This is a genomic window from Adlercreutzia sp. CNCM I-6215, assembly GCF_977072315.1.
Genome location: NZ_CDRVMA010000014.1, coordinates 1 through 25895 on the forward strand (window position 1 = coordinate 1; position 25895 = coordinate 25895).

The following is a 25895-nucleotide window of genomic DNA, read 5'->3' on the forward strand; positions in this document are numbered from 1 at the left end:
TCGAGAACCACAGATCCAGCGCATCCTGCTTGGCCCTCTTGTCGTACATTCGAACTCCCTTCCGGACACCTGGGTGTCCAACTTGGAGTCCGCACCCCCGAGTATTCCCCTGACGCTCATAAGGGGCGATCTCGTGCAAAAACCGGGTAGTTCGTCGACCGAAGCGATTTCAGCGAGGGTTCAGATTCCAAAGCGGAGATCTGGGCTGGTACTACTGTGGCCGCAGGGGCGGGGGTGGGCATCGTGTTGTCTAAGGTAGCCGTCTCTCCTGCAGTGCCACCACCGCCCGCTGCTTCCGCCGTCGGCGCGCCAGTCGTTTGCTCCTCGGCGAGACGTTGGCGCTTGTGGGCATAAGGCAAGCGCGGTCAACGTGCCCGCGGCCGCGATGGCGCACGCTGCAGCAACGGCCACCGAGAAACCCTCCGCCTGGGCGAGGGCGGCAGCGGTGCCCGCGGCCTCGACCGAGCCGGCCACGGAGGACAGCACGCCGATGAACAGCGATGGCCCCACGGCGGCGGCAATCTGGATAAACGTATTCAGAATGGTCACCCCGTGCGGATTCTGCTCGGGAGAAAGCGTCTGCAACCCGGCCGTTTGGGAGGGGGAGAGTGCGAGGCCCACGCCTGCGTACACGATAACCGAAGCAACCAGCACGCCGGCAAGCGAGAGAGCGGGGGCGCAGAGGCACACTGCCAACTGCCCCACGGTGATGACGGCGAACCCTGCGGGCAGCAAGGGCCAGCTGCCCCGCTTGTCCATAATGCGGCCGCCGACCAGGGACGTAACGGCATTCACCAGGATGGGCGCGAGCAGAAGCGCGCCGGCTGCCAGTGCTGTGGTGCCGAGCGCGCCCTCGAAGTACAGCGGCAGAAGCATGCTCATGGAAAACGTCGTCATCATGGCGACGACCACCAGCGCGCACATCGGCGCGAACAGCCGGTTGCACATCGGCTCCAGGTTCAGCAGCGGGTTGGGAATGCGCCCCTGTCGCATGACGAAGACGCCCATGACCACCAGTCCCAGCGCAATGGCGGCTGCGGCCACCGCTGGTGATGCCATCACCAGCGAGAGGCCGAAGGCGAAGGAGGTGAGTCCCACCGCCGACAGCACGACCGATATGCCGTCCAGCTTGATCTTCTCCGGCTCGGCGATGTTGCGGATGAGCGCGACGCCCAGAAACGCCAGCACCACGATGAGGGCCGCCGGCGGCAAAAAGATGCTGCGCCAGCCGAGGGTGGTGACCATAAGCCCGCTCACCACCGGCGCGAAGGCCGGCCCGAAGGTGATCATGCAGCCGCCGATGGAGAGGTAGGTGCCCATGCGGGTGCGCGGGGCCACAGCGAGCACCGTGCTCATCATCACGGGGATGAAGATGCCGGTGCCCACGGCCTGCACCAGGCGCGCGGCCAGAAAGAGCGGCCAGGTGGGGGCGAGCATGGCGGCGACAAGCCCGAGGGTCAGAAAGCCGGCGGCGGTCAGGAACAGCGTGCGAAGGCGCAGCCGCTTGGTGAGAAAGGCCGATACCGTTACCACGATGGCCGTGACGATCATGTAGCCCGTTACGAGCCACTGGGCCGTGTTGGCATCCACGGCAAACTCGCCCATGATGCTGATGAGCGCCACATTGATGGTGTTCTCGTTGAAGGCGGCCACAAAAGCGCTGCCGTAGAGCACGGCCAGCATGGCCAGGTTGTTCCGATTGTCCACGAATACCTCTTTCGCGTTGCGCCGTCGCGCGGCCGCTCGCGAAAGACGGAGAAAAGGAGCAGTCGCGCAACCGGACTTACGTTGCTTCACTGCTCGTTGCATCGAAGATTCTAACGGGCTAGGGCTTTGGTTGGGCAAACGAAAGCTAGCCAGCGGGGGGAATCGAGGGGAGGAGCGGTAAGTCGCTTGAAGGAGGCAAAAAGGAGATGAAGGTGTTTGAAACCGGAAGAGCCCGACGACCCTTGGGAGGGAACGGTCGTCGGGCCTCTCGATACGCTTGCGCCGAGCGCCGCGTCTACGAAAAGAGTTAAATCTGTCTTTTGCCGGTTATGCCAGCTCGAGAGCGGCGAGATAGGCCCAAGTCAAGCTACGACCGGACGCAACTCCCACATAGAGCTCCGGGTAGTTGTTGCAGAAAAAGCCGCCAGAGGTGTCGCCTATCGCATAAAGCCCTTCGATGGGTTCGTAGTCCGCCTGATTGAGTACTTGCAGGTTCGAATTGATTCTCAGTCCGTCCATGGTGGTAAGGAGCGATCCTCCGAGGGGAACGCCATAGAAAGGCGGCGTTTTCAGAGCGATAAGGTCGCGTGCGGGTTTACCGAAGTCCTCGTCGACTCCCTTTTCGGCGAGTTCGTTGTAGCGATCGACGGTGGCGACAAGCGTGTCGGAGGGAATGCCGAGTTTCTCGGCCAGTTCTTCTAGCGTGTCGGCTTTCTGAATAGTGTCGGCATACATCTCGAGAGTTGCGTCCATGGCTGCCTTGCCGCCGCCTTCGCCCGTTGCGGGCGAGGCATTGCTCGGCACGATGCGAGAGCAGCCGAGAGTGTGGAAGGCCTCGGCGTTTTCGTAGTAGTTGGCATCCCAGAGCACGCAGCAAATGTGCTCGGGGGAGGCTACCCAGGCAGAATGGAGGGTGAAGTCGTAGGGAGCTGCCTCGTTGCAGAAGCGCTTGCCGTTATAGGTAACACGAAGGAAGGGCTGACTGCCGAAGTTCATGAAGAACCCTGAGCCTTCGTAAGGATAGCCGCCCTTAATGCCCGGGTTTCCGATGGCCCGATCGAACACCATGGCCGAAGCGACAGCGTCCTTGAAGCCGCCCGCCCAGATGCCCGCTTTGATGGCGTCTCCAGTGTCACCCGCTTGACTTGTGTCGAGTACCACCGTTTCCTGACCCACGGGATTGAGCTTTTGCAGGAGCTCGGGATCGTTGGCGTAGCCGCCGCAGGCGAGCACGACCCCTTTCTTTGCATTTACTTGTATGTAGCCATTGTCCTCGCTGCCCACAATGGCGCCAACGACCTTATCATTGTCTTTGAGGAGCTTGACGAGTGGTGTGTCGAACCGGAATGTGACGCCATAGTCTTCAGCCTTTTGTTGCAAATAGGGGAGATAGTTTTCGTCGTCGGGAACGATGAACTTGGTATGCACATTGGGGCAGTCGTAATAACCGTGACGCCCTTCCCCCAGATCGGTTTCTGCGACGTGGGTGATGCCGAATTCCGCTAGCTCGTCGGCGAAAAAGTCAATGGCCTCACCGGAGCGATCGGCCCAGAGCTTGAGCAGTTGCTCGTCGCAGCGATTTGAAGCATAGCGCGCTAGCTCGTTGACCGCAGTCATTTTGTCGCATTTTGCATCGGCGGCCTTCTGGGCCGTCGTGTCGATGGCGCCGATGTACGTGCGCCCAGTGCCGATGGTGGGATTTTTCTCAACAACAAGGGTGTTCGACACCCCTTTGGCTCCGAGGACGGCGGCGCATGCCACCCCAGAGTGCCCGGCGCCGCATACGAGTACATCTACGTCGAGCGTTTCGGACACGTCGGGCGTTTCTGGTTCGGTGCCATACCAAGATTCTTCGTTCGCTGTTCCCGAGGGGGATGATGTCTTTTCCTGCTTCTCCGTGCTGGCGCCTTCGGTGCTGCCGAGCGAGGTTTGAGGCGTGCAGCCCCATAGAGCGTTTCCGGCCAAGGCTCCTCCCAGAAGAGCGCCAGCGCCGAGAAATGTTCGACGATCCATAGCATTTGTCTCCATGATTCCTCCTTCGATGACGTCGGACTTGGCAATTGCGGTTGCAAGCCATTTGCCCGAAGAAGATCGTAGAGGTGCGAGAGCGGTGGGAAAATCGCTGCCGATAGGTGATTCGCCTATAATCACCACTCAGTGGTGATAGCGAAAAAGTCCCGTAAGGAAGATTATTGTCTTGAAGGAGGGCTGATTGATGGCAGTGCGCGTGTATAAGGGAGGCGAGTATCGCCGCTGGGATCTTTTGGGCCTCTCTTGCTTTTGTGGGTGGGTGTACGCATCCTTTTTCACTAAGGCCATTTCTCTGAAAGGGCCTGCTGGAACCATGGTGCTCGACGGCTTTTGGCTGGCATCTCTCTTCTCCGTGACGGTAGGGTTGGGGCTTGGCGTTGCGATGCCGCGGATCACCATTCGCTTGGCGGAAAATCAAGCTGGTCGAACCGGGGCGGCCGTCTTCATGGTCATAGGCACGCTCATGATGTCTCTCTCCACTTTGATTGATATGTCCCCGTTTAAGGCGCTGGGGCTTGTAGGCGCTGTCCTATCGGGGCTTGGAGCGGCGGTGCTCTATTTTGCCTGGGGTCGTGCTTACGCTTTGGCCGGAGGCGAAGCAACGGAATGGGCCATCCCTTTCTCTCTGTGCTTGGCAATGGCCATCGCGCTTGTCGTGAGCGGGATGAACGCATGGGTCTCTTCGGCGGTGGTGGTGTTGCTGCCTGCAATTTCGACGGGGCTACTCGCGCTTTCGTTTCGGCGCGCCCTGAAAGCGCCTCGAGTTCCCCAGAAGGGGCGTCCCGCGAGGCAGGAGAGCGGTAGCTCGGTAGCGCTCGTGCTGAGAAGCTGTCTCGTGCTCTCCGTAGCATGGTTTGTCTTCACGCTGTTCCGCGGGATGGTGGGGGAGTCGGCCTCTTTGGAAATGGGGCCTTACCTGATGGCCCTCCTCTTCGGCACTCTCGGCGCTCTCGTTATTTCACGACTGTTCATCGATCACGCGCGTTCGATGTCTATGTGGGCTGCTTGGAAGCTCGTTGTGCCCTTGACATGCTTTAGCCTGCTGCTGTACCTGGTCCTCCCCGATTTCTTAGCGCCTTTTTCTTACTCTCTCGCTTTTGCGGGCCTTATATATTTCGATATTTGCGTGTGGGTCTCGTCGGTGGAAGAGGCGGTAGGCGACGAAGGGTCATGGGTGCGCAAAATAGGCTTTCCCCGTTTCGCGACGCAGCTTGGTGGGACCATTGGCGCCTTGGTGGCTCCTCTTGCTGCTCCAGCAGAATCATCGATACTGATTCCCGCTCTCATGGCCCTTCTGTCTTTGACGATACCCCTTTGCAATGCGGGGCGAGTCGGATCTTTCGGAGATGCTTGCGAGGAGGAAGTTGAGCGCCAGCTCACCCACGAAGAGCGCTGCTTGTTGGTGAGCGAACGCTATGGCTTGTCCGAGCGCGAGACCGAGGTGCTGGAACTTGTCGGCAAAGGTAGAGATCTTCCCTACATTCGCGACCACTTGTTCATCTCTCGCAATACGGTCAACACCCATATCAAACATATTTACGCGAAGACAGGTGTTCACTCAAAGCAGGAGTTGCTCACGCTTCTCGAGCGGCAGTAGTGGCGGCCTGCGGTTCCGGAGCATCGCGGCAGTTCGCCGAAGGATTGTGAAAGCGTGATGACTTCGGCATCGAAATTATTCCCAGAGGGCTAGAATGGGCCTATGGCTACTGCTATCGACACATCCAAGGAAACACACGCCGACGTCGCCGCCGCCGAGGTGCTGCGGCGGTTCGTTGGCTACTACAAGCCCTACAAGGCGCTCTTCTTCGCCGATCTCGTGGCCGCCTGCATTTTGGCTGGGGTTGACCTGGCCTTTCCGCAGCTGCTGAACTTCTTCACCCGCGAGTTCTTCACCGAGTCGCCCTCGGTCATCTTGGGTAGCCTCGGGCTCATCGCGCTGCTCTTCATCGCGCTGTACGCCGCGCGCACGGGCTGCCAGTGGTTCATCACCTACTGGGGCCACGTCATGGGCGCGCGCATGGAGGCCGACATGCGCCGCGATTTGTTCGAGCAGTACCAGCGCCTCTCCTTTGGCTACTACGACCGCCACAACACCGCCGTCATGATGTCGAAGATCACCACCGATCTGTTCGACATATCGGAGCTCGCGCACCACGGGCCGGAGAACCTGTTCATCTGCACGCTCAAGATCGTCGGCTCCTTCGTGCTGCTGTTCATGATCAACGGGCCGCTCACCGCCATTATGCTCGTCGTCACCATCGTCATGGCAGCGCTGTCCTTCGCGCTGAACTATTGGCGCCGCCGCATATTCCGCGAGAACCGCGAGCGCATGGCCGGCATCAACGCCGCGGTGCAGGATTCCCTCGGCGGTATCCGCGTCGTGAAATCCTTCGGCGGCGAGGACGCCGAGCGCGAGAAGTTCCGCGCGGCCAACGAGGCGTTCCTCGACACGAAGAACCGCTCCTACAAGTTCATGGGCGCCTTCCACGGGCTGAACTCGCTGTTCACGGGGCTTCTGTACACCATCGTCGTGGTGGGCGGCGGTTACTTCGTGGCCGCCGGAACGCTCGCCGTGACCGATTTGGCCATCTACGCCCTGTACGTGGGCATCTTCATGGCACCGGTAGAGCAGCTCATCAACTTCACCGAGACTCTGCAGAAGGGCTACGCGGGCTTCCGCCGCTTCATCGAGGTGTTGGCCGAGCGGCCCGACGTGGCCACCAAGTCCGGTGCGCCCACCTTGGCCGAGGCCTGCGGCGGCGAGGTGTGCGGCGCTGTGGATTACCGCGACGTGACGTTCTCTTACGATGGCACCCACCCGGTGCTCGACGGGCTCACGCTTTCCATCCCCGCCGGCACCTCGGTGGCGCTCGTGGGGCCCTCGGGCGGCGGCAAGACCACCACCTGCTCGCTTCTGCCCCGATTCTATGATGTGGCCGCGGGCGCGGTGACCATCGACGGCGTGGACGTGCGCGACGTACAGTTGGTAAGCCTGCGCGAGGCCATCGGCATCGTGCAACAGGACGTGTACTTGTTCGGTGGCACGGTGGGGGAGAACATCGCCTACGGCCGCCCCGGCGCCACCCAGGCCGAAATCGAGGAAGCGGCGCGCAAGGCCAACATCCACGAGTTCATCTGCTCGCTGCCCGACGGCTACGACACGCTCGTGGGCGAGCGCGGCGCGCGGCTGTCCGGCGGTCAGAAGCAGCGCATCTCCATCGCGCGCGTGTTCCTGCGCGACCCGCGCATCCTCATTTTGGACGAGGCCACGAGCGCGCTTGACAACGAGAGCGAGCACGCCATCCAGGCGTCGCTGGCGGAGCTCTCCCGCGGGCGCACCACCATCACCATCGCGCACCGCCTGTCCACCATTCGCAACGCGAGCCTCATCGCCGTGGTGGAGGACGGCCGCGTGCTTGAGCAGGGAACCCACGACGAGCTGCTGGCCCGCGACGGCGTCTACGCCCGCTACTACCGTATGCAGTTCGGCGATTAGAACGGGAGCCGAGATTCGCTCGAGGACGCGTTCGCCTTTCTAGAAAACAAAATCATCGGTTTCGTGCAGGAAAAAGTGCGATCGTGCGAGTTCTGAGGGATCAAATACTCGCACGATCGCACTTTACTCTGCATGAAGAAGATCTTCGGGGGTTTTCAACTCGCACAATCGCACTTTTTTCTGCACGAAGGGGGTATGAGACGGTTTTGCGGGATGCTAGCTTCTTGAGGGCGGAAGATGCCGAAGCTCGGTTGGCTTGTCGCAGACACGGAAGGGGCGACCGTCGCGTGCTCGGCTTGGATCGAAGGTGAAAACGTCGCTCTTTTTAGTCGCGGTTATCCTGCAATAGTTATAATGATTCCCAGTGAAATGACGACGGTTGGATTCCGCGGCCGCGGCATTGCTGCAGCGCGGTGGTGTGGTGGCGTGGAAGGGAAGGACCGATCCTGTGAGAGAAATGATTCCGTTAGAAGAGGCCCGTGCGCTCGTGTGCGGGGCTGTGGAGAAGTTGCCCGTGGAAACGGTGGAGCTGCTGGACGCTGTCGGGCGTGTGGTGGCGGCCGACCAGACAAGCGACATCGACGTGTCGCCCTTCGCGCACTCGGCCATGGACGGCTTCGCCCTGCGCGCCGCCGAGATCGCCGATGCCGCCGAGGAGAGCCCCGCGATGCTGCGGGTCATCGCCGAAATCGGCGCCGGCGACGTGTTCGAGGAAACCATCGGGGAAGGCGAGTGCGTGCGCATCATGACCGGCGCCTGCCTGCCTGCCGACGCCGATGCCGTGGTGAAGTACGAGATCGTGGGCGTGGTGGAAGGCGACGGCAAACCCGGCTCGGTGGTGTCGTTCTCGGCCCCGACGAAAGTGGGCTCCAACATTCGCGCCGCCGGCGAGGAAGCCCATGCGGGGGACGTGGTCGTGGAGGCGGGCGATGTGCTCACTGCCGCCGGCGTCGGCTTTCTGGCCGGTTGCGGCGTGCTGGAGGTGCCCGTCTGCCGCCGACCGCGCGTGGCCGTCATTGCCACGGGCAGCGAGCTCGTGCCGCCCTCCGAGGTGCCCGGCCCCGGTAAGATCCGCAACTCCAACAGCTACGCCATGGCCGCCTGCGCCCGGGAGGCCGGCGCCGAGGCCCATATGCTCCCCATCGTCCAGGACACCTTCGAGGCCCTGCGCGACGCCGTGGCGCAAGCGGCCCGCGAGTACGACTTCGTCGTCACCACGGGCGGCGCCGCCAACGGCGACTTCGACTTCATCAAGCCGGTGGTGGCCGAGCTCGGCGAGCTTCTGATGACCACGGTGAACATGCGTCCCGGCAAGGCCCAGACCTTCGGCATCGTGGAGGGCACGCCCGTCTTCGGCCTGCCCGGCAACCCGGCGGCCGCCTACGTGGGCTTCCAAATGCTCATCCGCCCGGCGCTGCGCACCATGCAGGGCTACCGCCTCATGGATCATCCCGTCGTGAAGGCGCGCCTCACTGCCGACGAGAAGAACCGCGACCCGCGCCGCATCTACCTGCGGGCGAACCTGACGCGCACCGCCGAGGGCTATGAGGTGACGCCGGCCAAGAACCAGAGCTCGGGATTGTTCGGCCCCATCCAGAAGACCAACTGCCTGGCCGTCATGCCCGAGGGCACCGAGCCTCAACCTGCGGGCTCCATCGTCGATTGCCTGCTGCTCGATATTCCGGAAGAAGTCGTTCTCTAGGAGAAGCCATGACCATCAAATTCGCCATCATCACGTGCTCCGATACCCGCACTTTGGAAACTGACGAGGCGGGGCAGAAGCTGGAGCAGCTCATTGCCGAGCGGGGCTGGGAGTGCGTCCGCCGCGTTGTGGAAATGGACGAGCGCCCGTTCATCGCCGGCGCGCTCATCGACGCCTGCGACAACACCGACGCCGACATCGTGCTCACCTGCGGCGGCTCGGGTCTCTCGCTGCGCGACGTGACCCCCGAGGCCACCCGCGACGTGGCCGACCGCGAGGTGCCGGGCATCGCCGAGGCCATGCGCGCCCACAGTGTCGCCATCACGCCCTTCGCCATGCTCTCGCGCGCCATCTGCGCCCAGCGCGGGCACACGCTCATCATCAACCTGCCCGGCTCCACTAAGGCGGCCACCGAGAACTGGGAAGGTATCGTGGAGGCGCTTCCCCATGCCGTGAAGATGATGGCCGGCGAGGGCCATAGCACGCAGAAGGATCTCTCGGAGAAACTCGCCGCCGCCGCGGCCCGGGGCGAGCTCGGGTAAGGCAGCGGGCGCGCAAGGGCCTTTGGCTTCGAAGTCGCGATGGAGGGTTGGCTGCGGATGTGCTTGCCGTATGGCTTTCCGGGACTGGGTTCTCGCGGTCGGAAGTCTTTGTCCCGTGCCAAAAGAGCGCGTTCCCGTGCGTCGGGTCTGCGCTATACTTCATGAGGAACGTGTTCTAGATGCGGCCGCGCTCGATAGGGCGCGGCTGTTTGAGGTGGTAGCACTATGACTGATCTTCCCAACGGGTTCACGGGGTTTTCGCACCGAGATCCGAACTTCGTGTCCGCGGGCGACGCCCTGCGCGGCTCGCGGTACGACGACACGCCGTTCGCGGCGCGCAAGCAGGCCCAGGCCCGCAATCTGGCCGAGGCTTGGTCGCCGGCCCGCGCCGAGCGCGTCGGCGCGGGCGTTGCTGCAGAGGGCGGCTCCGATGCAGTCGCTCGCGGGGCCGGAGTGCGCCCCCTGTCCCAGCTGTCCTCGGCGGCCAGCGATGTGCTGCGCTTCGCTGAGCAGGGCACGGCGGCTGCCGGCGCTCCGCGCTTCGATCCGGACAAGCTCGCCCGCATTCCCGAGGTGGATCGGCGCTGGGCCTGGGTGGAGATCGACCTGAACGCCATCCGTCACAACGCCTCGGCCGTGAAGCAGCGCCTGAATCCGGGTACCCGGCTCATGGCCGTGGTGAAGGCCGACGGCTACGGCCACGGCGCCGTGCAGTGCGCCAAAACGGCGCTGAACTCCGGGGCCGAGTACTTGGGCGTGGCCACGGTGGACGAGGCCATCGCCCTGCGCGAGGCCTACGTGAACGCCCCTATCCTCATTCTGGGCGAGCCCCCGGCTATGGCCATCCCGCTGCTTCTGGCCTACAAGATCATGCCGGCGGTCTACACCGCCGAGTTCGCCATCCGCTACGCCGAGGCCGCCGACGCCTTCGGGGTGTCCGCGCCCTTCCATATGAAGGTGAACACGGGCATGAACCGCATCGGCGTGCGTTGGGACGAGGTCGTGGAATTCGCGCGGCAGATATCGTTCCATCGGGCGCTCGATCTGGTGGGCACCTTCACCCACTTTGCCACGGCCGACTGCCCCGGCACCATCGATTTCGAGCGGCAGGTCAAGCGCTTCTCGGAAGCCGTGAACGCCCTGCGCGCGGCCGGCATCAACCCGGGCATCGTGCACGCGGCGAACTCCGCGGCCGCCATCCGCTACCCAGAGGTGCAGCTGGACATGGTGCGCCTCGGCATTTCGCTGTACGGATTCTACCCGTGCCCCGAGGCCTACCCGATGATCGATCTGAAGCCGGCCATGAGCGTGAAGGCCCGCATCACCGATGTGAAGACGCTGCCGGTGGGCGAGGGCGTCAGCTACGGCCTGAACTACCGCAGCCCCGGCGCCGTGAAGATCTGCACCATGCCCATCGGCTACGCCGACGGCTTCCGCCGGGGCCTTTCCGGTCGCACCGACGTGCTGCTGGCCGGCCGCCGCTTCCACCAGGTGGGCAACATCTGCATGGACCAGTCCATGTTCGAAGTGAACCTGCGCCAGCGCAACGACCTCGCCCCGCAGATCGGCGATACGGTAACCATTGTGGGAGAGCAGGGCGAAGCGTCTGTCACCATCGACCAGATGGCTGAGACCTTGGGCACCATCCAGCACGAGGTGGCCATCGGCTTCGGCTGCTCAAGACTGCCCAGACTGTACGTGTAGAAAGCGGCGGTCAGCGAGTATCAAGGCCGTGCAGCAGGTTGAAACGAAAGCAATGCGCAGCGAGCGCCGGGAGGGGGTGCCGCGCGCAGTTCATTCTATGGCATACGAAAATGCCGCGACTCTCGGCGGGAAATGCCATAGAATGCTGTTTGAGCACGGCACCCCCTCCCGGCGCTCGCCCGAGGCGAGTCCCAAAAAGGAACTCAAGAAAGAAGGACGCCCGATGGAGCACCCCCACATTCCGCTAGAAGACCTGCAAGTCCAAGTGGCCGCCTGCCGCCGCTGCCCCTTGTGCGATGGCCGCACGCAGACGGTGTTCGGCGTGGGCAATCCCGAGGCCCGGGTGCTCATCGTCGGCGAGGCTCCGGGCAAGAACGAGGATTTGCAGGGCGAGCCTTTCGTGGGCGCCGCCGGCAAGTACCTCAACGAGCTTCTGGCCATCGCCGGGCTGTCTCGCGAGGACGTCTACATCGCCAATGTGCTGAAGTGCCGTCCCCCTTCCAACCGCGATCCGCGTCCCGAGGAAATTCAGGCCTGCACGCCGTTTCTGCGCGAGCAGACGCGCACCATCAACCCGGAGTACATCGTCACCCTGGGCAACTTCTCCACGAAGTTCATCCTGAAAACCGATGTGGGCATCACGCGCCTGCACGGCACGCTGCAGCGGGCGGGGCGCTTCAAGGTGTTCCCCATCTTCCACCCGGCGGCCGCGCTCTACGACAGCAAGAAGCGCGAGGCCTTGGAAAACGACTTCGCCACCTTAGGCGAGCTGCTGCGCGGCGAGGTCTAAGGCGACCCAAAATCGCCTAGAGCCATCTCTTCCGCTTGAAGAACAGCACCATCACCACGATCATGACCAGGGCTAGGGTGAAGATCGTGGCCGCCATATAGGGCCAATCGAGTCCCGGTAGCACGGTGAGGTTCATGCCGAACCAGCCGGTGACGAGCGTGAGCGGCGCGAACATCACCGTGACGATGGTGAGAATCTGCATGGTGGAGTTCTGCTTCAAGTCGATCTGCGTCTGATGCAGCTCGTAAAGCTGCAGGCTGTACTCGCGCAGCATGTCGGCGCGGTCGGACAGGTGATTCGCGTGGGTGGTGATGTGCCCGAAGGTGCGAGCCTCCTCGCGGCTCATGACCTTGTTCTCGTTGTCGGCGATGAGGTCGGCCATGACGCCGATCTGCTGGTAGTAGGAGCCCATGCGCATGGCGGCGCGCCGGTAGCTCATGATGGTCTGCGACGAGATGTCGGCATGGTGGCCGATCATGGCGTCCTCGAGGCTTTCCATGGCGTCTTCCATGGAGGAGAACCAGCTGAAATCGTCGGCGATGAGCGTCTTCATGAAGGCATACAGGGTATGCGAGGTGGTGGGCTTCGTGAGGATGCCCGTGGCGGCCACTTTGTCCAGGGTCTTCTGCGCGATGTCGCCGTCGTCGATGAGGATGAGGTGGTCGGCTTCCAGGTAGAACGACATGGTGTCCGGATCGCCCGTGGGGTCGGATTTGTCCGGCACCGAGAACGAGCCGATGATGTAGGAGGGGTACAGCTCGACGAAGTTGGCCGCCGCCAGCTCGAGCGCCGCCAGCTCTGCCCGCGCCTCCGGAGCGATATGCGTGAGCTGGCTGAACTCGTGGGAGGTGAGGATCTTGACCAGGGGCGGCTTGCAGCTTTCCTCGTCGCAGGGCGCTGCCAGCGGGTTCGGCCGGTTCAGGTCGTAAATGGCTGCCATGGCTCCTCCTCTCGTCGCGCGGCCTCTCGTGCCCGGAACCTAGTATAGAATGGAGCCGTGATATGCCCCATCGGTTACCGGGTTTGTAAGAAAACGGTAGCCGCGTCCTTGAAGGAGAACGTGCCGTGGAAGATGCGCGCCACTTCGATCCCGTAGCCTGGATAAACACCCCGCGCTGGCAGGCCTCGCGCCTGGGGCTCTCGCGCATGGTGGATCTGCTGGAGCGCTTGGGGCGCCCCCAGGACGAGTTGCGCTTCGTGCACGTGGCGGGTACCAACGGGAAGGGGTCGGTGTGCGCGTATGTGGCCTCGGTGCTGCAGGCGGCCGGCTACAAGGTGGGCCTGTTCACGAGCCCGTTCATCCTCTGCTTCGAGGAGCGCATCCGCGTGAACGGCGAGAACATCACGGGCGAGGAGCTCGCCCGGGCCGTGGCGGCGGTGCGCCCGGCGGCCGCGGCCGTGGAGGCGGCGTGCGGGGATCATCCTACGGAGTTCGAGCTCATGGCCGCCGTGGCCTTCGAGCATTTCCGCGCCGTGGGCTGCGATATCGTGGTGCTGGAAGTGGGGCTCGGGGGGCGGTTGGACGCCACCAACGTCATCGAGGCTCCCGAGGCGAGCGTGATCTGCCGCATCGGGCTCGACCATACCGATTTGCTCGGGGATACCCTGGGCGCCATCGCCGGCGAGAAGGCCGGCATCGTGAAGGCGGGAGCGCCCGTGGTGAGCTGGCCCCAGGAGAGCGAGGCCATGGCGGTCATCGAGGCCGTGGCCGCCGAGCGCGGTTGCGAACTTTTCGTGCCCGACTTCGGCGACTTGTCCGTGGAGCCGCTCGCGGGAGCGGCCCTGCGCCGGTTCTCGTGGAAGGGGAGGGGATTCGAGACGCGTCTGCTCGGCAGCTACCAGCCTTTCAACGCGGCGCTGGCCCTGACGGCGGTCGACGTGCTGCGCGGGCGCGGGTGGGCCATCTCCGACGAGGCCGCTTTCGCGGGCATCGCCTCCGCCCGTTGGCCCGGCCGCTTCGAAGTGGTGGATACCGCGCCGCTTACCATTGTGGACGGTGGTCACAACCCCCAGGGGGCCGAGGCCCTGGCCGCCTCGCTCGCCGATCTTCTGGGGGAGGAGGGACGCGCTTCGGTCGACTTTGCTTTGGGCGTGCTGGCCGACAAGGACTACCCGGCCATGGTGCGCGTCGTGGCGCCGTGGGCCCGCAGCTTCTCGGTGTACGCCCCGAAAAGCCCTCGCGCCCTGGCGGCCGACGAGCTGGAGGCCTGCGTGCGCGAGATTATGGTGGAAGAGGGCCGGGCCGATGACGTGCCCGTGCGCGCGTGCGGCGCTCCCGCCGACGCCCTGCGCGCAGCCCGCGCCGCCGCCGGCCCGGAAGGCTGCGTCGTCGCCTTCGGCACCCTTTACGCCATCGCCGATCTCATGGCCGCGCTGTAGCGAGCTTGCTGTTTGCGAAAACGACTTGATGCATGAAAAAGGGCGCCCCCGAAAGAGCGCCCTCCGAAAGTACGAAAAGCCCGCGGACCGACGCGTCCCCTAGGGCCGCGTACCGGTGACGTCCTCGGCTTCCTCGGCCTCGGCCTCGTCGCGGATCTCGTGCACGACGAACTCCGCCACGCCGCCCTCGGCTTCCAGCACCTCGCGCACATCGTCGACCAGATCCTCGTCGCCGCAGCCGAGAACCACGTCGTCGGCCATGTCGGCGGCCTCTTCCCCGGCCGTTTGGCGCACCACCTCATCCAGCGAGGCGGACACGTACGAGATGCCCTGGCGCTCGGCCGCCTTCGCCTGCATGAACAGGAAGAGGAAGCCGATCACGCCGGCCAGAAGCGAGGCCGACAGAATGCCGATCTTCGCATCGGCGATGAGCACCGCCTCGGGGAAGGCGAGGTTCGCCACGAAGATGGCCATGGTGAAGCCCACGCCGCCCAGGATGCCGGCACCCAGCATATGGATCCAGTTAACATGATCGGGCAGGTTGGCGATCTTCAGCTTCACCGTCAAGAAGCTGAAGAGCAGGATGCCGATGGGCTTGCCCAGAAGTAATCCGAAGAACACGCCGAAGAACACCGGGCTCGAGACCATGGCGAGAACATCGCCGCCAAGGAAGCTCACATCAGCGTTGGTCAGCGCGAACAGGGGCAGCACGGCAAAGTACACCCACGGGTACAGCATATGCTCCAAGCGCGTGGCCGGGGGTACCACCTGACGAGCAACACTGGAGAGCCGGGTGACGGTGAACATGTAATCCTTCTGGAGCGTCACCGGCTCGGTCTCCACATAGGCGGCGCGCGCCTCGCGAACCCGGTCGCCCGACCAGGTCATGAACTTCTGCAGATCGACGCGCGACCCCGTGGGGATCGTGAAGGCGAGCAGCACGCCGGCGATGGTGGAATGAACACCGGACATGAACACCGCGAACCACAACAGGCAACCCACCAGCATGTAAGGCGTCAGGGCGTACACGTGCGCCCGGTTCATCAGTACGAGCACCACGAGAATGGCCGCAGCGATGGCAAGCCACATGAGCGAGGGACTCTGGCCGTAGAAGATGGCAATGACGAGAATGGCGATGATGTCGTCGGCCACGGCCAAGGTGGAGAGGAACACGCGCACGCCGTTGGGCACGCGGTTGCCGAGCAGCGCCATGATGCCCAAGGCGAAGGCGATATCGGTCGCCGTCGGCACGCCCCAGCCGTGGGAGGTCTCAGGGTTGGTGGCGTTGAAGATGGAGTAGATGACGATAGGGGCCAGAACGCCGCCGCAGGCCGCGATGATGGGCAGCGCCGCCTGGCGGATGTTCGTGAGCTCGCCGACGGTCATCTCGTATTTGATCTCTAGCCCCACGAGCAGGAAGAACACCGCCATGAAGATGTCGTTGATGATATGGGCCAGCGACATCTCGCCGATAAAGCCGCCGACGCCCACCACTACATGGGTGTGCCAGAACTCCTCAAAGGGCTCGAAGAACGGCGAGTTCGCGATAACGAGGGCCACAATAGCCGCCGCCAGCATGATGGCCGCCGCCTTCGTGGACGAACTCGTAAATTGGATGACTTTCAACCAGCGACGCTGATGCCCCTGGACTTCATCAATGAAGATATGATGCGGATCGGGATTCTTCGCAGTGGGTTCCATGCCTTACATCCTCAATTTCTCTTACCGACTCAGCCGCCTGCGAGCAAGACGGCTTCACAGATATCCGTTAATTGTAACCGCTTTCCCTTTCGCTTCAGCGAAAATCCCTATCTGTAAAGTCCCCGTAGCAGCCTTTTTCACACGAAAACGAGAACCGTTCGACTTCAAAGGCGCTGCATTCCGAAAACAGTCCTCAGACGGCAATCGTTTTCTTGCAACCTCAAATTGCTCGGTCAATCTCGCGAAAAGTGCGCTATGCTGTTTTTTCCAGTTTGGAAGGGTGCGTTTTACGCATGGTGCGCTCAGGTGCCCCAGCGGGCTCGCGCCTTCCACGCTGATTGTGCAAGCAACGAGCTAAAAGAGGTGGAAATCATGACGATCACCGTGTCCGGACGCAAAATGCCCGTCACCGACGCCCTTCGTCAGTACGCTGAGGAGAAGGTCGGTAACGCGATCAAGGCTGTGGACGCCGACACCGTCTCCACGGAAATTGTTCTTTACACCGAGAAGAACCCGGCCAACCCGCTGCCGGCTATTTGCGAGGTTACCGTCCGCGTCAAGGGCCACATCGTGCGCGTGGAGGAAAGCGAAGAGGACATGTACGCCGCCATCGACGTGGCTGCCGCCAAGGTTGCCCGTCAGCTGCGCAAGTACAAGACCCGCGTGCTGGACAAGAAGGTTCGCGCCACCGAGCGCATCGTCGACTACGCCCACGAGGACGCCCACCCGGAGAGCGAGCTGGATCTCGACCGTCTGATGGACGAGCTGTCCGAGGACGAGATCGTCCGCCGCAAGGAGACGGAGTTCACGCCCATGACCGAAGAAGAGGCGCTCGTCCAGATCGATCTTCTGGGCCACGACTTTTTCGCGTACACTGATCGCGACACCAATCTGGTGCACATCCTGTACCGCCGTGAGGACGGCGGCTACGGTCTGCTCACCCAAAAGGAGGATTAGTTCATGGCCACTATCGACACCATCGCCGGCGTTCTCGAGAGCAACCTCGACATCGACCCCGCCACCGTCACCCCCGAGGCGACCTTCGAGTCCCTCGGTATCGACTCGCTGGACATGGTCGAGCTCATCTGCGACTTGGAGGAGGCCTGCGAGGTCGACTTCGGCGAGCCCGAGGGGCTCGTCACCGTGGGCGACCTCGTCGCTTACATCGACTCGCTGTAAGCCGCCCGCCGCGTTTCAGCAGAACTGGGGCCCCGCAGCCGTGAGGTTGCGGGGCCTTTTTCGTTGTCTGGTTCCCTGTGTCTGCGCCGAAAGAGGCCCGTCTGGGCTCGTGCCGCTTTGCCGGAGGAAACGTGTCTGAGCCCCGTTCGATAAGAGCGGTCGCGCTCCACTTCCATAAGAATCGATTCCGGTCGGCCTTTCCGGTAATGGCCGCTTCGCGCTTCATCTCGTCTCGCTCAGTCGGTGAAGGCTCCTGTCGCTGCATGAGATTGACGGTTATGAGCGTCTGAAGGGCAGCTATAGTGATTAGAATTAACGATAATTGACAATTTCGAGTGAACTTAGATTCTCTAGACGCTCATAACCGTCAATCTCATGCAAAATCGGGGGTCTTCGTTGATTGCGGTTTTTCCTGCTTGACGAAAATACCCCCTAGGGGTATAAGTTTTTTTCGAGAATGAAAGCCGGAGCTATGAGCGAAGGAATACTATGAAGAACGAGAAAGCATGCAGCGGGGAAGGGACGGCGCAGACAATGCCGAAGGCCGGGGCGGCCCAGGCAGCGGCCAAGACTGGTGCAGGTAGAACGGGCCACGTGCCCGATTGCCCCTGCCGGCACAAGAACACACCGCGCAGCACCGAGCTGCAGGCGGATATGCAGAAGCGGCTGAACCGGGCCATCGGGCAGCTGAACGGCGTGAAGGCCATGATCGAGGACAACCGCTACTGCGGGGACGTGCTCACCCAGCTGGCCGCCGCCGAGTCGGCGGTGCGGCGCGTCTCCGAGATGGTGCTGGCCGAGCATATGCGCACCTGCGTGGTGGAAGAGGTGCGCGCCGGCAACGACGAGGTGATCGACGAAGTGATGGCGCTCATGCGCCGCTTCTCGAAGTGAGGAAGGCAAGCTATGGCCCAACGAGAGACAATTCAGCAGGAGACGATACAGCAGGAGACGACTCGGCAAGAGCTGCCGCAGCCCAACGGCGAAGCGCCTCGCGCCAACCTGCGCCTGGCTATCGACGGCATGCACTGCGCGAACTGCGCGGCCAACATCGAGAAGCACTACCGCGCCACGCCCGGCGTCGTGGATGTGGCGGTGAACCTGGCCAACAACACGGGGCGCGTGGTGTTCGACCCGGCCCAGGCCAGCGTAGACGACATGCTCGCCGTTTTCGACGACCTGTCCTTCACGGCCGAGATCATCCCCGAGGACGCACCGCTGGTGGATGAGAAGCGCCGCGCCCGCGAGGCCGCCCGGGCCAAGCGCGATCGCAAGGTGTTCGGCGCGGCCGCCGTGCTCACGGTGATCATCGTGGCCATCGGCATGATTCCCGGCTGGCACATGGGGGTGGGCAGCGCCCTGGCCGGCCTGTTCGTGGCCGATCCCACCCATGTGCAGGCCATGTTCGCGGCGAATCTCCTGTTGTTGGCGCTCACGGCTCCGGTGCAGTTCGGCTGCGGCGCGCGGTTCTACAAGGGCGCCTGGGGGTCGCTGAAGGGCGGCTCGGCGAACATGGACGTGCTGGTGGCGCTCGGTACTTCCATCGCGTTTCTGTTCTCGCTGTGGATCACGTTTCTGCCGGTGGTCACGGGGGACTGGGAAAGCCATGCGGCGCTCGCCATCAACGATGGCATGCCCTATTTCGAGACCTGCGCCATGCTCATCACCTTCGTGCTGTTCGGCAAGATGCTGGAAAGCCGCGCCAAGGGCGCCACGAACCAGGCCATCGAGTCGCTCATGAACCTGACGCCGCCCACGGCTCGGGTGGTGCGCGGCGGCGAGGAGCGCGAGGTACCGTTGGCCCAGGTGGTGGCCGGCGACACGGTGCTCGTGCGGCCGGGTGAGAAGATGCCGGTCGATGGCGTGGTGGTGGAAGGCGCCACGGAAGTGGACGAGTCCATGCTGACCGGCGAGACGCTGCCTGTGGTAAAAGCCGCGGGCGACGCGGTGACCGGGGGCACCCAGAACACTACCGGCGCGGTGACCGTGCGCGCCCTGCGCGTGGGCGCCGACTCCACGCTGGCCCGCATCGTGCGCGCCGTGGAGGACGCCCAGGGCACGAAAGCCCCCATCCAGCGCATCGCCGACCGCATTGCGGCGGTGTTCGTGCCCGCCATCCTGCTGATCGCGCTCGTCGTGTTCTGCGCATGGTTCTTCCTCGTACCGGCCGGCTCCGACGGCCGCCTGGTGCAGGCGCTCATGCCGGCCATCGCCGTCATCTGCGTGGCCTGCCCCTGCGCGCTGGGCCTGGCGACCCCCACGGCGCTCACCGTGGGTATGGGGAAGGGCGCCCAGCTCGGCGTGCTCATTAAGGACGGCACGGTGCTGGAGACCATGGGCAACTTGTCGGCGGCCGTTTTCGACAAGACGGGCACCCTCACCCAGGGCGAGCCGGTCGTTGTGGCCTGCGACGTTCCCGATGACGCCCTGCGCCTGGCCGCCGCCCTGGAGGAAAGGAGCGAGCACCCCCTGGCCCGCGCCGTTGTGACCTACGCGACCGGACGCGACCTGGCGCCGCTGCCCGCGGCCGAGTCCTTCGAGGCCGTCGTCGGCGAGGGCGTGCGCGGCGTCGTGGAAGGCCACGAGGTGTTCGTGGGCGTCGGGAAGGCCGAAGGCGACGGGGCCGGCGCTTCGGGCTCACTCGTGTCCATCGACGGGGTGGCCGCAGGTCGCATCCAGTTCCGCGACGAGCCCAAACCGGACGCGGCGGCCACGGTGCGCGAGCTGTCTCGCGACTTCGCTGTGACCTCCTACATGGTCACCGGCGATGCCGCGCCCACGGCCCGGGCCATCGCCGAGGAGGTGGGCATCGCGCCCGACCACGTGTTCGCCGGTGTGAAACCGCTCGAGAAGGCCGATTGCGTGCGCGCCGTGCGGGGCGCCGCCGATATCGCCATGCTCGGCAATGCCGCCGCCGAGGCCCGCGATACCGAGAAGGATGACGAGCGCATTTTGGAAATGGAAGCGACTGACCCCGCCCTCATGGCCGCCTCCGACCCCGACATGGGCATTCCCGCCGAGCCGGTGCCCCTCGAGTCGCCCGCGAGCGCCGCCGAGAATGCGGCCGCCGGCGCGAAGACCGTCGTGGCCTTCGTGGGCGACGGAATCAACGACGCCCCGGCGCTGGCCGCCGCCGACATCGGCGTGGCGCTGGCCTCGGGCGCCGATGTGGCCCTGGATGCCGGCAGCGTGGTGCTCATGCGCAACCGCTTGTCCGACCTCATCGTGGCTCTGCGCCTGTCGAAGGCCACGATGCGCAAAATCAAACAGAACCTGTTCTGGGCGCTCATCTACAACTGCATCATGATCCCGCTGGCCGCCGGGGGCATCCTCGCCCCGGCCCTCGCCGGTGCCGCCATGGCGCTGTCCAGCGTCAGCGTCGTCAGCAACTCCCTTCTGCTGAAACGGTTCAAGTAGAAGGGGGCGCGGCCTACCCCTCCACCCAGAAGCGCCAGGCGCAGTTGCAGGTGTTGTCGGTGACGTCGGGAAAGCAGCTGACACATTCGCAGTGGATGCGGTCATCCAAGGCGGCGGCGAAGCCGGCGTATTCCAATTCGCCCACGCTCTTGCAGGGGTGGAACTCCATTCCCTTGCGCGCGCGGGCGTTCTGCACGCGGCAATCCGTGATGCGGAACACGAGCGCGTCGTCCTCCCAGAGAATCTCCCATTCGTTTGCCAGTGAGGTGCAGCGCAAAGGCAGCGCTTCGGCGAGTCCCTCAAGTCCGCATCTATCCGAAAGGTCGAGCAGCTTCTTCAAGCGTCGGGCCTCGCTGGGCACGAAGCGTCGCCAGGCAGCACGGTCGTGCTCCATGGCCGTGTCCATGCCCTGCTCGCGTTCCAGCGATTGGAACCATGTTCCGTCCAGCGCGATGAGATCCTTCGCGGTGATTTCCAAAAGCTCGACCAGCTCTTCACGGGTCAGCGCGTCCAATCCTTGGGCCATGGTCGCCTCCTTTCCCTAGTGTCGACCTGCTCGATTATAGGCTCCTTGCGCTATACTAGGCCAATTGGAAATGGGCGCGAACGAGCGCACGTATAACTATAGAAAGGCGTTTCATGGAAACTGCTGCGATTATTTTGGCCGCGGGGGCCGGTACCCGTATGAAGTCGAAGAAGCCGAAGGTGGTTCACGAGGTGCTGGGCCGCCCGCTCGTGCGGTGGGTCGTGGAAGCGGCCAAGGAGGCGGGCACCGATAGGGTCGTCACCGTGGTGGGGCATATGCGCGACCAGGTGATCCCTTTGGTGGAAGGCGATACCGAGGTCGTCGTGCAGGAGGCCCAGCGCGGCACGGCGGATGCGGTGCTGGCCGCCGCCGATGCCCTGGCCGGCTTCGACGGCGCCGTCGTGGTGCTCTCCGGCGACTCTCCGCTCATTCAGCCCGAGACCATTCGCCAGATGGCGGCTCTGCGCGAGGAGCACAACGCGGCGGTCATCGTGCTTACCATGGAGCTTGAAAACCCCTTCGGCTACGGTCGCATCGTGCGCGACGGCGCCGGGGAGGTGGCCCGCATCGTCGAGCAGAAGGACGCGAGCCCCGAGGAAGCGGCCATCACCGAGTGCAACTCCGGCGTCTACTGCTTCGACGCCCGCGCCCTTTTCGACGCGCTTTCCCAGGTGAACTCCGACAACGCCCAGGGCGAGTTCTATCTTACCGACGTACTGGTCATCAGCCGCGCCGCCGGGCGGCCCGTGCTCGCCTACAAGACGAGCGATGCGGAGCAGTGCCTGGGCGTGAACTCCCGCGGTCAGCTGGCTGAGGCGGCCCGGGTCATGCAGCGGCGCATCAACGACGCGCACATGGCCGCCGGCGTCACGATGTGGGATCCGGGCACGGCCTACATCGGCCCCGAGGTGGAGATCGCCCCCGACGTGGAGCTTCTGCCCAACGTCATGCTGCTGGGGAAGACGACGATCGGCGAGGACAGCGTCGTGGGCCCCGACAGCCGCCTGACCGACACGCGCGTCGGTTGCGGCTGCCGCATCGACGAGACCGTGGCGGTAGAGGCGCTCATCGACGATGGCGCCACCTGCGGTCCGCGCGCCTACCTGCGTCCGGCGGCGCACTTGTGCGAGGGCGCCAAGGCCGGCACCCATGTGGAGATCAAGAAATCCACCATCGGCAAGGGCTCGAAGGTGCCGCATCTGTCCTACATCGGCGACACCACCATGGGGGAGGGCGTGAACATCGGCGCCGGTTCCATCACCTGCAACTACGACGGCGCGAACAAGCACGCCACCGTCATCGAGGACGGCGCCTTCGTAGGATCCGATACCATGATGGTAGCGCCCGTGACCATCGGCGCCGGGGCGCTCGTGGGTGCTGGCTCCACCATCACCAAGGACGTGACGCCGGGAGCGCTGGCCCTCGGGCGCGCCAGACAGCAGGAGATAGAAGGCTGGGTGGCGGCGCACCCCATCGAGAAGAAGAAATAGTCGGTCGCGCCGCTTCAGCCCGCATGAAGCGGCGCGCCGTACTACAATAACCGAAGCTGAAAGACCCGTCGCAGAAGGGACGCACCCTATGACCGAGATGACCAAGCGCATGATCCTGTTCTCCGGCTCGGTGAATCCGGAGCTGGCCGAGGAGATCGCCAAGTACCTGAACGTGAACCTCGGCAACATCAAGCACGAGAAGTTCGCCAACGGCGAGATCTACGCCCGCTACCAGGAGTCCATCCGCGGCGCCGACGTGTTCCTCATCCAGTCGGTGTGCGCGAGCGAGACCTTCGACGTGAACGACGCCCTCATGGAGCTGCTCATCATGGCCGATGCCGCCAAGCGCGCAAGCGCCCGCTCCATCTCGGCGGTCATCGCGCACTACGGTTACGCCCGTCAGGACCGCAAGGCCGCCCCGCGCGAGCCCATCACGGCCAAGCTCGTGGCCGATCTGCTCGAGGTCTCCGGCATCGACAACATCATCACGGTGGATCTGCACCAGGATGCCATCCAGGGCTTCTTCGACATCCCCGTGAACCACATGACGGCCATGCCCATCTTCGTGGATTACTTCCGCAACAAGGGTTTCGATCCCGAGCGTCTGTGCGTGGTCTCGCCGGACGTGGGCCGCGCGAAGGCGGCGAAGAAGTTCTCTACGGCGCTCGATTGCGACATCGCCATCATGCACAAGGATCGCCCGAAGCACAACCAGGCCGAGATCACCGCGCTTATCGGCGACGTGACCGACAAGATCTGCATCCTGAACGACGACATGATCGACACGGGCGGCTCGCTTGTGGCCGCGGCCGCCACGCTGAAGGCCAAGGGCGCCGCCGAGGTGTACGCCTGCGCCACCCACGGCCTGTTCTCCGGCCCGGCCTACGAGCGTCTGGAGAACTCATGCATCGAGGAAGTGGTGGTCACCAACGCCGTGCCCGTGCCGCTCGCGCGCCAGACCGGCAAGATCAAGGTGCTCTCCATCGCGCCGCTGTTCGCGCAGACCATCGATGTGGTGTACAACAACGGCTCTATTGGGAAATTGTTCGAATAGCTGCTTGGCTGTCCGGCCCGAGTCCCCGGGGAGGAAGCCCGTGCTCAAACAGCATTGAAGTGCGGGTCTCTCCGAGGGTCTCGGGCCTTCTTTCTTTGCACTTCAATGAACTGCGCGCGGGCCCCCTCTCCGGGGACTCGGGCCTACTCTTCCAAAGATGAATGACGGAAATAGGTGACAAGTTGTATATGATCGCGGGCCTGGGGAATCCGGGCGAGGAGTACGAGCACACGCGGCACAACGCCGGGTTCGATACGGTGGATGCGCTGGCCGATGAGCTGGGCGTGCGCTACTGGAAGAACGAGGGCGGGGCGCTCGTAGGGAAGGCGAGCTACCACGGCCACGAGCTTCTGCTCGTAAAGCCCCAGAGCTTCATGAACACCTCCGGCGGCCCGGTGAGCAAGCTCATGCGGACGCACAAGGCGGCCCCCGACCATCTCATCGTCATCCACGACGAGCTGGACATCGACCCCGGCACTATTCGGGTGAAGTTCGGCGGGGGACATGCCGGTCATAACGGGCTGCGCTCCATCTGCGATAAGCTGGGCACCCGCGACTGGTACCGGGTGCGCATCGGCATCGGGCGGCCGCCGGGACGGAAGCCCGTGGTCGACTGGGTGCTCTCGCGCCCCCGCAGCAAGGACGACACCGAGGCCTTCGATCACGCCGTGGCCGAGGGCTCGAACGCGGTGCTGTGCCTCATCGACAACGGCCTGGAAAAGACCCAGCAGCGGTTCAACTGAGGGCTGGAAATTCCTATGCGTCTTTCCGAGAAGGGGCACACCTACGCCCTGTTCGCCATCGTCGTCATCACCTGTGCGTTAGGATCGCTTTCCCAAACCGCTACGAACTCCATGCTCACGGGCATTTGCGCGGAGTTTTTCATCGATGCCGGCGAGGGGCAGTGGCTGACCACGGTCTACATGCTCGTTATGGGTATTACGGTGCCGGTGGTGACGTTCCTCGCCCGGCGTATGTCGGTCAAGCGCCTGGTGTGTCTGGCCCTCGGGCTCTTTCTGGCGGGCTCGGCCGTTGATCTGATTGCCCGAACGTTCTTCACGCTCGTGCTGGGACGTGTGCTGCAGGCGGTGGCTACGGGCATCACGCTGCCGCTCGTGCAGTCGCTGGCCATGACGCGCTTTCCGAGAGAGCGCACGGGCACGACCATGGGCATCGCGGGCATTGCCATGGGGTTCGCCCCCAATATCGGCCCCATTATCGGCGGCGCGCTCGTAGACTCCTGGGGATGGCGCAGCTTCTACGGGCTCCTTATCGGTGCCTTGGTGCTGCTTGCGCTGGCCTGCGCTCTGTTGGTGCGCGAGGAGGGGGATGGCAGCGCCGGCGCTGTGTTGGACGTGCCGTCGCTGGCACTTTCCACGCTCGGTTTCGGCGGGCTGCTCTTGGCGGCATCGAATGCGGCGAACATGCCGCTGTCCAGCGAGGGCGTGTGGGTTCCGGCGCTGAGCGGTGCCTGCTGCGTGGCTGCGTTCCTCGTGCGGCAGAACCGTATTTCTCATCCGCTTATGTATCTGGGCGTGTTTCGCGCCCGCCAGTACCGGGCGGCGTTCGTGGCCCAGAACTGCCTGTTCGCCTCATTCATGGGCATCACGCTCATCGTTCCCTTGTTCGTGCAGGGCATCTGCGGGCTCTCGGCGCTCGATGCCGGCATCGTGTTCGTGCCGGCTACGGTGATAGCCCTGTTCCTGAATCCGCTAGCTGGCCTGCTCACCGATCGGGTGGGCGCACGCGCGGTTACGGTGACGGGCGCCGTGCTGCTCGTCGTTGGTGCGGCCTCCATGATGTTCGTGGATGCAGCGACTCCGCTATGGCTGCTGACGGCCATGCAAGCGGTACGCGCTCTGGGCGTGAGCACGCTCGTGGGGCCGTTGAACTCCTGGGGTCTTTCGGGCTTGCTTCCCGCGAACACGATGGACGGCAGCGTCTTTTTCGCCACGGCCCGCCAGGTGTGTGCCTCGCTCGGCACGGCGCTCATGATGCTGCTCGTGGTAAGCGTGCCCGCATCGCTGGCTCTGACAGGCATGGGCGACGCGGAGGCGGCCGTGTGGGGCTATCGGGCGGCCTTCGCTCTGTCGGCGGCGCTTTCGCTGGCGGTGCTCATTGTTGCCGTTTGGAAAATCCGTTAGCGTATAATCTGCTCCGAAACGAATGGAAGTGAA

Annotated in this window: 20 protein-coding genes; 15 read left to right on the top strand and 5 right to left on the bottom strand. The window is 63.9% G+C overall.

Annotated features, from left to right (window positions below):
• Positions 1-180: 180 nt before the first annotated feature.
• Together ACW4LP_RS10360 and ACW4LP_RS10365 are read right to left on the bottom strand one after the other, a co-directional pair.
• The gene (locus ACW4LP_RS10360; RefSeq protein WP_206604138.1) at positions 181-1707 is read right to left on the bottom strand and encodes an MFS transporter; all 1527 of its coding nucleotides are present in this window, start codon (positions 1705-1707) and stop codon (positions 181-183) included.
• A 327-nt stretch (positions 1708-2034) separates the two neighbouring features.
• The gene (locus ACW4LP_RS10365) at positions 2035-3735 is read right to left on the bottom strand and encodes an FAD-dependent oxidoreductase (protein WP_114548639.1); all 1701 of its coding nucleotides are present in this window, start codon (positions 3733-3735) and stop codon (positions 2035-2037) included.
• Positions 3736-3922: 187 nt separating this feature from the next.
• On the opposite strand from ACW4LP_RS10365, the gene ACW4LP_RS10370 reads away from it, so the two are divergent.
• The 6 genes from ACW4LP_RS10370 (at position 3923) to ACW4LP_RS10395 (ending at position 11972) form a co-directional block, all read left to right on the top strand.
• Complete coding sequence (locus tag ACW4LP_RS10370; protein WP_117283913.1) at positions 3923-5335, top strand: response regulator transcription factor; 1413 nt, start codon at positions 3923-3925, stop codon at positions 5333-5335.
• A 102-nt stretch (positions 5336-5437) separates the two neighbouring features.
• On the top strand, positions 5438-7234 hold the full coding sequence (locus ACW4LP_RS10375; protein WP_114548637.1) for an ABC transporter ATP-binding protein: 1797 nt from the start codon (positions 5438-5440) through the stop codon (positions 7232-7234).
• Positions 7235-7682: 448 nt separating this feature from the next.
• Positions 7683-8936, top strand: coding sequence for a molybdopterin molybdotransferase MoeA (locus tag ACW4LP_RS10380; protein ID WP_114548636.1), 1254 nt, complete (start codon positions 7683-7685; stop codon positions 8934-8936).
• Positions 8937-8944: 8 nt separating this feature from the next.
• Positions 8945-9478, top strand: a complete 534-nt coding sequence (locus ACW4LP_RS10385; protein WP_114548635.1) for a MogA/MoaB family molybdenum cofactor biosynthesis protein — start codon at positions 8945-8947, stop codon at positions 9476-9478.
• 225 nt (positions 9479-9703) lie between these two features.
• Positions 9704-11182 (top strand): alanine racemase, encoded by a 1479-nt coding sequence (gene alr / locus ACW4LP_RS10390; protein WP_157011949.1) that lies wholly within the window; start codon positions 9704-9706, stop codon positions 11180-11182.
• A 223-nt stretch (positions 11183-11405) separates the two neighbouring features.
• The gene (locus ACW4LP_RS10395; RefSeq protein ID WP_114548633.1) at positions 11406-11972 is read left to right on the top strand and encodes a uracil-DNA glycosylase; all 567 of its coding nucleotides are present in this window, start codon (positions 11406-11408) and stop codon (positions 11970-11972) included.
• A 16-nt stretch (positions 11973-11988) separates the two neighbouring features.
• Here ACW4LP_RS10395 and ACW4LP_RS10400 read toward each other — a convergent pair whose 3' ends face one another.
• Positions 11989-12912, bottom strand: a complete 924-nt coding sequence (locus ACW4LP_RS10400) for a magnesium transporter CorA family protein (protein WP_302148351.1) — start codon at positions 12910-12912, stop codon at positions 11989-11991.
• Positions 12913-13037: 125 nt separating this feature from the next.
• Between ACW4LP_RS10400 and ACW4LP_RS10405 the strand changes: the two genes are divergently transcribed.
• Positions 13038-14351, top strand: coding sequence for a bifunctional folylpolyglutamate synthase/dihydrofolate synthase (locus tag ACW4LP_RS10405; protein ID WP_241521338.1), 1314 nt, complete (start codon positions 13038-13040; stop codon positions 14349-14351).
• A gap of 99 nt (positions 14352-14450) precedes the next feature.
• Here ACW4LP_RS10405 and nhaA read toward each other — a convergent pair whose 3' ends face one another.
• On the bottom strand, positions 14451-16052 hold the full coding sequence (gene nhaA / locus ACW4LP_RS10410; protein ID WP_022740395.1) for a Na+/H+ antiporter NhaA: 1602 nt from the start codon (positions 16050-16052) through the stop codon (positions 14451-14453).
• A gap of 372 nt (positions 16053-16424) precedes the next feature.
• On the opposite strand from nhaA, the gene hpf reads away from it, so the two are divergent.
• The 4 genes from hpf to ACW4LP_RS10430 all read left to right on the top strand — a co-directional run bounded on the left by hpf (position 16425) and on the right by ACW4LP_RS10430 (position 20648).
• Positions 16425-17009, top strand: coding sequence for a ribosome hibernation-promoting factor, HPF/YfiA family (gene hpf, locus ACW4LP_RS10415; RefSeq protein ID WP_114539663.1), 585 nt, complete (start codon positions 16425-16427; stop codon positions 17007-17009).
• Positions 17010-17012: 3 nt separating this feature from the next.
• Complete coding sequence (locus ACW4LP_RS10420; protein ID WP_016309287.1) at positions 17013-17231, top strand: acyl carrier protein; 219 nt, start codon at positions 17013-17015, stop codon at positions 17229-17231.
• Between the two features lie 489 nt (positions 17232-17720).
• Positions 17721-18125, top strand: coding sequence for a metal-sensing transcriptional repressor (locus ACW4LP_RS10425; RefSeq protein WP_225885477.1), 405 nt, complete (start codon positions 17721-17723; stop codon positions 18123-18125).
• Between the two features lie 12 nt (positions 18126-18137).
• Positions 18138-20648 carry a heavy metal translocating P-type ATPase gene (locus tag ACW4LP_RS10430; protein ID WP_114548631.1) on the top strand — a complete coding sequence of 837 codons (2511 nt, stop codon included), beginning with the start codon at positions 18138-18140 and terminating at the stop codon, positions 20646-20648.
• A gap of 13 nt (positions 20649-20661) precedes the next feature.
• Here the strand turns inward: ACW4LP_RS10430 and ACW4LP_RS10435 are convergent, their stop codons facing one another.
• Positions 20662-21174: a DUF6125 family protein gene (locus ACW4LP_RS10435; RefSeq protein WP_330038209.1), complete on the bottom strand. Its 513-nt coding sequence runs from the start codon at positions 21172-21174 to the stop codon at positions 20662-20664.
• A 113-nt stretch (positions 21175-21287) separates the two neighbouring features.
• Here ACW4LP_RS10435 and glmU point away from each other — a divergent pair, with 113 nt between their 5' ends.
• The 4 genes from glmU (at position 21288) to ACW4LP_RS10455 (ending at position 25862) form a co-directional block, all read left to right on the top strand.
• Entirely contained in the window at positions 21288-22664 is a 1377-nt protein-coding gene (glmU, locus tag ACW4LP_RS10440) for a bifunctional UDP-N-acetylglucosamine diphosphorylase/glucosamine-1-phosphate N-acetyltransferase GlmU (RefSeq protein ID WP_330038211.1), read from the top strand.
• 88 nt (positions 22665-22752) lie between these two features.
• A complete protein-coding gene (locus ACW4LP_RS10445; RefSeq protein ID WP_022740387.1) occupies positions 22753-23718 on the top strand; it encodes a ribose-phosphate diphosphokinase in 966 nt (321 codons plus the stop codon).
• 182 nt (positions 23719-23900) lie between these two features.
• Positions 23901-24461 carry an aminoacyl-tRNA hydrolase gene (gene pth, locus ACW4LP_RS10450; protein ID WP_114548645.1) on the top strand — a complete coding sequence of 187 codons (561 nt, stop codon included), beginning with the start codon at positions 23901-23903 and terminating at the stop codon, positions 24459-24461.
• Positions 24462-24476: 15 nt separating this feature from the next.
• Positions 24477-25862 (top strand): MFS transporter, encoded by a 1386-nt coding sequence (locus ACW4LP_RS10455; RefSeq protein ID WP_330038213.1) that lies wholly within the window; start codon positions 24477-24479, stop codon positions 25860-25862.
• The last annotated feature ends 33 nt before the right edge of the window (positions 25863-25895 follow it).